General features: G+C 59.8%; 9 protein-coding genes. 1 reads left to right on the top strand and 8 read right to left on the bottom strand.

Annotated elements, in window-relative coordinates; translation table 11 throughout:
- Window positions 1-388: 388 nt before the first annotated feature.
- From pepN to AC0ZWN_RS20070, 6 genes are read right to left on the bottom strand one after another with little or no spacing between them, the layout of a single operon-like run.
- Window positions 389-3,046 carry an aminopeptidase N gene (pepN, locus tag AC0ZWN_RS20095; protein ID WP_460100336.1) on the bottom strand — a complete coding sequence of 886 codons (2,658 nt, stop codon included), beginning with the start codon at window positions 3,044-3,046 and terminating at the stop codon, window positions 389-391.
- Window positions 3,047-3,056: 10 nt separating this feature from the next.
- Entirely contained in the window at window positions 3,057-3,887 is an 831-nt protein-coding gene (locus AC0ZWN_RS20090) for a DUF2797 domain-containing protein (protein ID WP_476336244.1), read from the bottom strand.
- On the bottom strand, window positions 3,884-4,144 hold the full coding sequence (locus AC0ZWN_RS20085) for a YeaC family protein (RefSeq protein WP_007919229.1): 261 nt from the start codon (window positions 4,142-4,144) through the stop codon (window positions 3,884-3,886). The genes AC0ZWN_RS20090 and AC0ZWN_RS20085 overlap by 4 nt, the downstream gene beginning before the upstream one ends.
- A gap of 33 nt (window positions 4,145-4,177) precedes the next feature.
- Window positions 4,178-5,047, bottom strand: coding sequence for a rhomboid family intramembrane serine protease (locus tag AC0ZWN_RS20080; protein WP_476336243.1), 870 nt, complete (start codon window positions 5,045-5,047; stop codon window positions 4,178-4,180).
- Entirely contained in the window at window positions 5,044-6,015 is a 972-nt protein-coding gene (locus tag AC0ZWN_RS20075) for a metallophosphoesterase (protein ID WP_194933146.1), read from the bottom strand. Before AC0ZWN_RS20075 ends, AC0ZWN_RS20080 begins: the two co-directional genes overlap by 4 nt.
- On the bottom strand, window positions 6,015-6,905 hold the full coding sequence (locus AC0ZWN_RS20070) for an NAD(+) kinase (protein ID WP_003224174.1): 891 nt from the start codon (window positions 6,903-6,905) through the stop codon (window positions 6,015-6,017). Before AC0ZWN_RS20070 ends, AC0ZWN_RS20075 begins: the two co-directional genes overlap by 1 nt.
- A 115-nt stretch (window positions 6,906-7,020) precedes the next feature.
- Here AC0ZWN_RS20070 and AC0ZWN_RS20065 point away from each other — a divergent pair, with 115 nt between their 5' ends.
- Entirely contained in the window at window positions 7,021-7,971 is a 951-nt protein-coding gene (locus AC0ZWN_RS20065; protein WP_186624348.1) for a DUF1853 family protein, read from the top strand.
- A gap of 104 nt (window positions 7,972-8,075) precedes the next feature.
- Here the strand turns inward: AC0ZWN_RS20065 and AC0ZWN_RS20060 are convergent, their stop codons facing one another.
- Window positions 8,076-9,359, bottom strand: a complete 1,284-nt coding sequence (locus AC0ZWN_RS20060) for an arsenic transporter (RefSeq protein WP_099756505.1) — start codon at window positions 9,357-9,359, stop codon at window positions 8,076-8,078.
- 165 nt (window positions 9,360-9,524) lie between these two features.
- The gene (locus AC0ZWN_RS20055; protein ID WP_038366013.1) at window positions 9,525-10,082 is read right to left on the bottom strand and encodes an NADPH-dependent FMN reductase; all 558 of its coding nucleotides are present in this window, start codon (window positions 10,080-10,082) and stop codon (window positions 9,525-9,527) included.

The following is a 10,082-nucleotide window of genomic DNA, read 5'->3' as shown; positions in this document are numbered from 1 at the left end:
CATCGTTGGGTTTTACAACAACGAACGGTTGCACTCGAAACTGGGATATCTGCCACCGACCGCTTACGAGCGGGCGATGGCGTCAAAACCACCTATCGAGGTGTCCGGAATTAGTTGACCACTGCAGGGCTTTTGATCTGTTTCAGAATCTGAGTTCGACTCCGGACTTTCAGGTCGGTGTCACTCAAACATTCACCTCGGTCAGTCCCCTCTCCCACTGGGAGAGGGCTAGGGTGAGGGGCTTTTGATCTGTTTCAGAATCTGAGTTCGACTTCGGACTTTCAGGTCGGTGTCACTCAAACATTCACCTCGGTCAGTCCCCTCTCCCACTGGGAGAGGGTTAGGGTGAGGGCCGGTCCAACGCTGGAACACCGACACCAACACACCATCAAGCCAGGCTCTTGCTCACCACCTCATACACATCACTCGACAACTGCCCAGACGCCCGAATCCGCTCCAGCTCAGCCTTCATCAGCGCCTGCCGCGCATCGTCATATTTACGCCAGCGCGTCAGCGGCGCCAGTTGGCGCGAAGCGATCTGCGGGTTGAAGCCGTTCAACTCAATCACCAGATCCGCGAGGAAGCGATAACCGGAACCGTCCGCCGCGTGGAAGTTGATCAGGTTCTGCCCGGCAAACGCACCGACCAGTGCACGCACCTTGTTCGGGTTCTTGATGTTGAACGCCGGGTGTTGCATCAACGCTTTCACCCGTTCCAGACCGCCCGGCAAGGTGCTGCCGGCCTGCACGCTGAACCACTGATCCATAACCAGCGGGTTGTCCTTGAAGTGCTCGGCGAAACTGGCCAGCGCCAGCGCTTTCTGCTCTTCGAACGGCGAATTGACCAACACCGCCAGCGCGGTCAGGCGCTCGGTCATGTTGTCGGCTGTTTCGAACTGTTCCAGCGCCGCCGCGAGTACTTCCGGCTTGCCGCTGAGCATCAGGTACGACAGCGCGATATTCTGCAGCGCGCGACGGGCGAAATGCTCGGCTTCGGCCACGTACGGGGTTTTCTTCGACAAATCACGGTTGGCCTGATACCGCAGCCACAGCGCTTCGAACAGACCTTCCGCCAGTTGCTGACGAGCGAACTCTCGGGCGATATGGATCGCGTCGACGTCAGCCACTTCGCTGATTTCAGTGAGGTACGCCTCACCCGGCAACGAGAGCATTTCTGCGACCATGGCCTGATCCAGCGACTCATCCGACAGCACCGTACGCAGCGCCGACACCAGACGCGGGTCGAGCTTCAGGCTCTCGCCTTTCTGTTGCTGGCCGATCAATTCCTGCAGGACTTGCACCGACAGTTGCTGACCAGCATCCCAGCGGTTGAAGCCGTCGCTGTCGTGCTGCATCAGGAACATCAGCTGATCGCGGTTGTAGGGGAAGCTCAGTTTCACCGGCGCGGAGAAGCCGCGCAGCAGCGATGGCAGCGGCTGTTCGGCGATGTCGACGAAGGTGAAAGTCTGTTCGGCTTCGGTCACCGAGATCACGCGGGTGGTGCCTTGCGCCGATGCTTCGCCGCTCAGACGCAAGGCAATTTCGTTACCTTGGCTGTCGAGCAGGCCGAGTTCGACCGGAATCACGAACGGCAGTTTTTCAACTTTATCCGGGGTTTCCGGGCAGCTCTGGCGGAAGGTCAGGCTGTAGGTTTTTGCGGCAGCGTCGTAAGACTCGCTCACCGCCAGACGCGGCGTGCCGGCCTGGCTGTACCAGCGCTTGAACTGGCTCAGGTCGACACCGTTGGCGTCTTCCATCGCTTTGATGAAGTCGTCGCAGGTCACCGCTTGGCCGTCATGGCGATCGAAGTACAGATCGCTGCCCTTACGGAAGCCTTCGGCACCGAGCAAGGTGTGGATCATGCCAACCACTTCCGAACCCTTCTCGTACACGGTCAGGGTGTAGAAGTTGGAGATTTCGATAAAGCTGTCCGGGCGCACAGCGTGGGCCATCGGGCCGGCATCTTCGGCGAACTGGTGGGTGCGCAGATAAGCCACGTCCTGAATGCGCTTGACCGTGGCCGAGTTCATGTCAGCAGAGAAGCCCGAGTCACGGAATACGGTGAAACCTTCTTTCAGCGACAGCTGGAACCAGTCGCGGCAAGTCACGCGGTTGCCCGACCAGTTGTGGAAATATTCGTGGGCGACGATCGCTTCAACGCGCTGGTGCGCGGCGTCGGTCGCGGTTTCGGCGCGGGCCAGTACGGCGCTGGAGTTGAAGATGTTGAGGCCCTTGTTCTCCATTGCGCCCATGTTGAAGTCGTTGACGGCGACGATCATGAAGATGTCCAGATCGTACTCGCGACCGTAAACCTCTTCGTCCCAGCGCATCGACTTCTTCAGGCTGTTCATCGCGTGCTGGCACTTGTCGATGTTTTCCGGCTCGACGTAAATGCGCAGTGCAACATCGCGGTTGGTCATGGTGGTGAAGCTGTCTTCAACGCACCACAAATCACCGGCCACCAACGCAAACAGGTACGCCGGTTTCATGAACGGGTCTTCCCAGGTTGCCCAGTGCCGGCCGTCTTCGCCCGGGCCACTGGCAATCGGGTTGCCGTTGGAGAGCAGCACCGGATAGCTGTGCTGTTCGGCGACCACGGTGGTGGTGAACTTGCTCATCACGTCCGGACGGTCGAGGTAATAGGTGATCTTGCGGAAACCTTCGGCCTCGCACTGGGTGCAGAACATCGTGCCGGACTTGTACAAGCCTTCCAGTGCGGTGTTGGTTTCCGGATGGATCTTCACGCTGGTGTCGACCGTGAAGCTTTCGCTGGTCGGCTGCAGGGTCAGGTGGTTTTCGGTGAGCTGGTAGTCGCCGTCAGACAGTTCCTGATCCGCTAGCGTTACCGAGAGCAACTCCAGCTGCTGGCCATCGAGCACCAGCGGCGGCAGGCCCGGGCCACGTGCCGGATTGCGGCGCATGACCAACTGCGCGTGGACCAGGCTGTGATCCTCGAACAACTCGAAGGTCAGGTGTGTTTCGTCGATCAGGTACTCGGGCGCCTGATAGTCCTTCAGGTAAATCATCTTCGGTTGTTCGGTGCGCATGCTGGCGTCCTTATTGATGCACGGCGAGCTGATAAGCCGTGTACTTGCGAATATTGATCACGCCGGTGTCGAAGATCAGGTACTGGCCCTTGATCCCCAGCAGCGTGCCTTCGGCAATCGGGTTCTTGTCCAGGTTGAAGCTGACGATTTTGGCCGGGTATTGCTCGACCGGATAGCGGATTTCCAGCGGTTCTACCTCGGCAATCGTCTGAATAGCCTGTAGGCCGAATCGCTCCTGCAAACCTTGCAGGCCTTCGGCGCAGCTTTCGAATAACTGATCACGTACCTGCGCCAGATCGACCGCCGCCGCATCGCCCTTGAGCAGCGCGCGCCAGTTGGTTTTATCCGCGACCTGACTGCGGAACAGGTCTTCAACGAAGCCCGATTGCTGCCGTGTCGAGACGCGCATGATCGGCAATGCCTGACATGCGCCCTGATCTATCCAGCGAGTCGGCAGTTGCGTAGCACGAGTGATGCCAACCTTGATCCCCGACGAATTGGACAGGTAAACCACATGGTCGGTCATGCAGAATTTTTCGCCCCACTCCGGCTCGCGGCAGGTGCCGGCGTCATAGTGGCAGCGCTCCGGGCTCATGATGCACAGGTCGCACTGCGCCAGTTTGGTCATGCACGGGTAGCAGTAACCCTGACTGAAACTGGTTTTGGTCTTGCGCCCGCAATGGGTGCAGTGAATCGCCCCCAGGTATTCCAGACGCACCGTGCTGCCAATCAACGGATTGACCGGCACCTCGACGTCATCCAGACGAAACGCGTATTGCACGTTCGGCCCGTCCAGGCGCGCCGACATTTTGCTGATTGCACCGCGGCCAATCTCGATCAATGGATGGCATCCGATTTGAACAGAATGTTCGGCACTTCGATCGACTTCGATGCACATTCCTGCGGGCCCATGTAACCGGTGCGCTGGTCTTCAGGCAGGTTCTGGATTTCCCAGGCGATCATCGCCTGCAGCGACAGCTCGCGCTGTTCGGCGGTGAGTTTGCCACCGTCGGACCACTTGCCGATTTCCACGGCCAGTTTCAGGCTCTCGTAGATGTCCGGGGTGATGTTGTTGATCATGTCGTTAAAAGAGGACATCAGGGTCTCCGTGCTCTTTATCTACTGAAAATTTCAGGCGGCCAGTTTACGGCGGTTATACAAACCGCCCAACAAACCGGTGAAGCATCCGATGAGTAACCCGCCGACGTGGGCGGCGTTGGCGATTTCGCCGAAACCGATCATCGAGATCAGCCCGGACATGCACACCAGCAACCACACCAGCATCATCACCAGCACGCCACGCGGCAGGCGATAGGCCGGGTTCGGCGCCAGCAGCTGGAAGATCCAGCAATGTCCAAGCAAACCGTACAGCACGCCGGACAGACCGCCGAACAACGTCGCGCCGCTCCAGGCAAATTGCGCGTAGTTGGACACCAGGCTGAACAGCAGCGTCAGGCCGATCAGGTTGATACTGCCCTGACGCGACTCGATACGCCGGCCCAGCTCCCAATACCACATGCCGTTCATGGCCAGATGGAGGATGCCGAAGTGGATCAGCATCGGCGTGACCAGACGCCACCACTGCCCTGCCGCCAGGCTGTCGGCCAATGGCGTGAAATGGATGTACTCGCCGACCACCTGAAAGTCGAGGAAGGTCAGCCAGCGCAGCGTTTGCAGGTTCTCGCCGAGGTACGTCAATCCGCCAACGATCAGGCACAACAACAGGATGAACCCGGTGGCCTTGGCGTATTTCAGTTGCTCGGCGAAGCTCGGCCGCTTGAAGGTCTGCGTAACGGGGATGTCCATTTGCTGATCGGGATCACCCGCCGGGAAGCGTTCGTACAAGGAGCGCACGTCTTCGCTGATTTCCGCCGGCGCCCACAACACCTGCTCGCCCGCCTCTTCGCTGACCCGATGCGGGACCTGCATGCGTTGCAGCAGCTTGACGAAACCACTCAGGTCCACCGTCAACGGCAGACGCAATACCGCTACCGCACTCATTGCAGCACCTCCGGCCGCTCGACATCGACCCAGACAAATTTATGCGGATCCAGACGTGTTTCCTGATCCAGACGATAGGCGACCAGTTTGCCGTAAAGCACCGCGCTGTAATCCAGGCACGCGAGGTTCGGGCGGATCGGCGCTGGTTTGCCGCTGCGCCAGTAATGGCCGACGAACAGCAGTGGCTCGTCGACGCCGTAGCGCAGCAGGTTGTTTTTTTCGCTGGAGGACAGCGGCTTCTGCGCCACCGGATCTGGCAGTGCATCAGGCTGGAATACGATATCGCCGTATGTCTTCGGATCGTCTTCCCAGAACTTGGTGCGGAAGAACGAGCGCACCAGACCATCGCCGCTGGTCATGGTCAGACCATCAGGCAGGCGCATGTCGGTGCCGCGCAACAGACGGTCGAACACGGTGCAGGCGAAGCTGTCCGGCACTGCCGAGGCCTGGAGGAAGTGTTCATCGATGCAGCCATTGGGGAACAGCGCGCGCAACGGCTCGATCAGGCCGGCATCCCAACAGGCATGCACGACGCGGAATCGTCCGGCGTCGACAAACAGCGGCAACTCATAGAACCAGCGTTGGAAATCGTGCCAGTCACCGGGGTGGTCTTCGAACTGGGTCAGGGTTTCGTGCAGCAGACGCGCGTGGCGCGGCGTGTGTTCGCGAACGAACTGCTTGCCGCTGCCTGGCGGCGCCGGCGTGCTCCAGCCCAATGCGTTGAATTCGTGGTTGCCCATGATGCACAAGGCCTGACCGGCCTCGACCATGTCGTGGACGATGTGCAGCGCCTCGCGGATGCGCGGGCCACGGTCGATGATGTCGCCGACGAACACGGCCATGCGCGATGGATGCCGCCAGACCCCGCCCTGCTTGTGATAACCGAGACGGTCCAGCAAGTGTTCAAGGGTCAGGGCGCATCCGTGCACGTCACCAATCAGGTCATAACTGCGCGCGGGATCGAGCATCAGTCGCCTCCACCACCCAACTTGCTGCCCCAGCCGAGCTTGGTGCGGCAGACTTCGTAGTAGTTGTGGTCGAGCGGATGAATCAGCCGCAGCTTCTGTGCTTTCTTGCTGACGGTGATGGTGTCGCCCGGCGCGCAGGTGAAGTGGTTCTGCCCATCGCAGGAGACTTGCGGGTAAATCTGCATGTTTTTCGACACGACGATTTTCAGCTCACTGTTGCCATCGACCACAATTGGCCTGCTCGACAACATATGGGGGTACATCGGCACAATCACAATGGCATCGAGCTTGGGATGCATGATCGGCCCGCCGGCAGACAGCGCATACGCGGTGGAACCGGTCGGCGTCGCGACGATCAGGCCGTCGGCCTTCTGGCTGCAGACGAACTGACCGTCGATGTACAGCTCGAACTCGATCATCCGCGTTGATTTGCCGGGGTGCAGCACCACATCGTTGAGCGCGTCGCCCTGACCAATGGCCTCGGCGTGGCGGCGCACTTCGGCTTGCAGCAGGAAGCGGTTTTCCACCAGATAGTGGCCGTCGAGCACCTTGGCGACTTCGACTTCCAGCTCGTCCGGACGAATGTCGGTGAGGAAGCCGAGGCTGCCACGGTTGATCCCCAGCACCGGAATATTGTGTTTGGCCAGCGCCCGCGCGGCACCGAGCAGGCTGCCGTCACCGCCGACGACGATGACCATGTCGCAGACTTCGCCGAGCATTTTGCGCGACGAGGTTTGCAAACCGTGGCCCGGCAGGACTTCGGCGATGGTGTCTTCGAGGATCACATGCAGGTGACGATCGAGCAGAAACCGTTTCAGTCGGCGGACGGTATCCAGCACCTGGGAACTGCCCAGGCGACCGATGATGCCGATATTACGAAATTGCTCCATGGGACCTCTGCGGACAATCGAAAACGCGAAAAGCACGATTATGGGCGAAAGCGCCGGTTAGACAAAATCCTTTCAGCCTCAAGGGTGCGCTCATGTTTCAGGCTATGCTCGCAAGATGATCCTGTTTCCCGATTTGCTTCAGTTGCCCCACCAATTACGCCACCCGGAAGTGCGGGATCTGGCGTGGGTGATCCTCGCCCCGCCGATGCTCGCCACCACGCCATGGCCGCAGCGTCATCCGCTGGCGGGTAGCGATTGGGTGCATGACCCGCAGCGGCTGGAGCACTGGTTGCGCCAGCTCGACCGCGACAGTTATGGCTTGTTGCATTGGCTGTCGCAGGCGCGCACGCGGCGTCTGGGCCTGTATTACGAACGGCTGTGGCAGTTTGCCGTGGAGCATGCGCCGGGCATTGAGCTGATCGCCGCCAACCTGCCGATCCGCCGCGAGGGCCACACCCTCGGCGAGCTGGACATGCTGTTGCGTGACCGCGACGGCGTGCATCACCTGGAACTGGCGATCAAGCTTTATCTCGGCCCGCAAAATGGCGACGGTCGTGATCCCGCGCAGTGGCTAGGCCCGGGTTGTCATGATCGGCTGGATCGCAAACTGGCGCATCTGGCCGAACATCAATTGCCGATCTCGGCGCGCCCGGAAAGTCGCGAAGTGCTGGCGGCGCTGGATATCGAGGTGTTCAGCGCGCAGCTGTGGCTCGGTGGTTATCTGTTGTATCCGTGGCCCGGGCCGGCTGAATCACCGAGCGGTGCGCACCCGCAGCATTTGCGCGGCAGTTGGTTGCATCAGAAGGATTGGCCAGCATTCGTCGCTCAACGTCCGGCAGGACGCTGGCAACCCCTGCCCCGCCACGCCTGGCTGGCACCGGCGCATTATCCGGCGGACCAGACATGGACCATGGAGCATTTACGCATGTGGCTGGAGGATCTTGAGCCGCTGGCCCCGGCGCAGTTGATGGTGCGCCTGACCGAGAACGCGCAGGGGGAATGGGAAGAGGCTGAGCGGTTGTTTCTGGTGTCGGATCTTTGGCCGAATGTCCCGGGCCAGGCCTGAGTTTGTTGGTGTTTGATATGACGCCTTCGCGAGCAAGCTCGCTCCCACATTTGGAATGCATTCCCCTGTAGGAGTGAGCCTGCTCGCGATGGGGTCACCTCGGTCTAAAGTGAAAGCCGCAAAGCCAAAGCCGCCAACGTCACCAACAACACCGGCACCGTCAACACAATCCCGACCCGGAAGTAATAGCCCCAGCCAATATGAATCCCCTTGCGCTCCAGCACATGCAGCCACAACAACGTGGCCAGGCTGCCAATCGGCGTGATCTTCGGCCCCAGGTCACTGCCAATCACGTTGGCATAGATCATCGCTTCCTTGACCACTCCGCTGGCCTGACTGGCATCAATCGACAACAAACCAATCAACACCGTCGGCAAATTGTTCATGATCGATGACAGCAACGCGGTCAGCACACCCGTGCCCATTGCCGCGCCCCAAACGCCATGACCGGCAAAGACATCCAGCCAACCGGCCAGATACCCGGTCAGCCCGGCATTGCGCAGGCCATACACGACCAGATACATGCCCAACGAGAAAATCACGATCTGCCACGGTGCCTCTTTCATCACCTTGCGCGTGGAAATCTTGTGGCCGCGGGCGGCGATGCCCAGCAACAGCGCGGCGCACACGGCAGATATCGCACTGATCGGAATGCCCAGCGGCTCCAGCGCAAAGCAGCCGATCAGCAGAATCACCAACACCGCCCAACCGGCGTAGAACGTGGCTTTATCGTGGATCGCGGTTTCAGGATGTTCGAGTTGCTCAGGGTCGTACGCCGAGGGAATATCGCGGCGGAAAAACCACAGCAGCATGCCCAGCGTCGCCGCCACGCTGACGAAGTTGACCGGCACCATCACCGCTGCGTAGCGGTTGAAGCCGATGTGGAAGAAGTCTGCCGAAACAATGTTGACCAGGTTCGATACCACCAGCGGCAGGCTCGCCGTGTCGGCAATAAAACCCGCGCCCATGACGAACGCCAACGTCGCCGCCGGGGAAAACCGTAGCGCCAGCAACATCGAAATCACGATCGGCGTGAGGATCAGCGCTGCACCGTCATTGGCAAACAACGCCGACACCAATGCGCCAAGCAGCACCATAAAGGCAAACAGCTTGCGCCCACTGCCCCGCCCCCAACGCGCCACGTGCAACGCGGCCCAGTTGAAGAACCCGGCTTCGTCGAGCAGCAGGCTGATGATGATCAGCGCGACAAAGGTGCCGGTGGCGTTCCAGATGATCTGCCACACCAGCGGAATGTCGCTGAGGTGAACGACGCCGAAGATCAGCGCCAGCACCGCGCCAAGGGTTGCACTCCAGCCGACGCCGAGGCCTTTGGGTTGCCAGATGACAAGGGTAATGGTCAGCAGGAAAATCAGTGACGCAGCGAGCATCCGCAACAGCCTTAAATTAAGTAGAAGAGCTAAACACTAAAACCTGTGGGAGCGAGCTTGCTCGCGAAGACGGACTGTCAGTCACCCATGATGTGTGGCTGATGGCCTCTTCGCGAGCAAGCTCGCTCCCACAGGATGTCTGTTGTGCCAGGGATTTCGGTGAGCTTATTTTTTGTGTTGCTCTACGAATTGTCCGTAAGCATTGATAAAGCTTTGCAGAAAAGGTTTCACCGACTCGCTCAACTTGCCCGCCTCATCAAACGCCGAACCCGCGCCGCCCAGATACGCTTCCGGTTGCTGCATGCACGGCACATTGAGGAATACGAACGACTGGCGCAGATGCTGATTCGCCCCGAAACCACCGATCGCACCCGGCGATACACTGATCACCGCCCCCGGTTTGCCACTCCAGACAGCCTTGCCATAAGGCCGCGAGCCAACATCGATGGCATTCTTCAGTGGCGCCGGCACCGAACGGTTGTACTCGGGCGTGACAAACAGCACCGCGTCGGAAGAACCCACTTTTTGCCTGAAAGTGCTGTAGGCTGCCGGCGGAGAATCGCCGTCGATGTCTTCGTTATACAGTGGCAGATCGCCAATTTCGACAATCTCAAGCTTGAGGTTCGCCGGGGCCAGCTCCGCCAGTGCCAGGGCGACTTTGCGATTGATCGAAGCTTTGCGCAGGCTACCGACCACTACAGCGACGTTGTAGACATTGCTCAT

It is taken from the genome of Pseudomonas sp. 3B-A001-10F, from assembly GCF_056313565.1.
This window is presented reverse-complemented; position numbering and strand designations above follow the sequence as displayed.

What these genes read in the sequence shown, in the direction of transcription:
- AC0ZWN_RS20085 (WP_007919229.1), bottom strand. Translation starts at nt 4,144, where the DNA reads ATGTCCTCTTTTAACGACATGATCAACAACATCACCCCGGACATCTAC.
- AC0ZWN_RS20065 (WP_186624348.1), top strand. Translation starts at nt 7,021, where the DNA reads ATGATCCTGTTTCCCGATTTGCTTCAGTTGCCCCACCAATTACGCCAC.
- AC0ZWN_RS20070 (WP_003224174.1), bottom strand. Translation starts at nt 6,905, where the DNA reads ATGGAGCAATTTCGTAATATCGGCATCATCGGTCGCCTGGGCAGTTCC.
- pepN (WP_460100336.1), bottom strand. Translation starts at nt 3,046, where the DNA reads ATGCGCACCGAACAACCGAAGATGATTTACCTGAAGGACTATCAGGCG.
- AC0ZWN_RS20080 (WP_476336243.1), bottom strand. Translation starts at nt 5,047, where the DNA reads ATGAGTGCGGTAGCGGTATTGCGTCTGCCGTTGACGGTGGACCTGAGT.
- AC0ZWN_RS20055 (WP_038366013.1), bottom strand. Translation starts at nt 10,082, where the DNA reads ATGAGCAATGTCTACAACGTCGCTGTAGTGGTCGGTAGCCTGCGCAAA.
- AC0ZWN_RS20060 (WP_099756505.1), bottom strand. Translation starts at nt 9,359, where the DNA reads ATGCTCGCTGCGTCACTGATTTTCCTGCTGACCATTACCCTTGTCATC.
- AC0ZWN_RS20075 (WP_194933146.1), bottom strand. Translation starts at nt 6,015, where the DNA reads ATGCTCGATCCCGCGCGCAGTTATGACCTGATTGGTGACGTGCACGGA.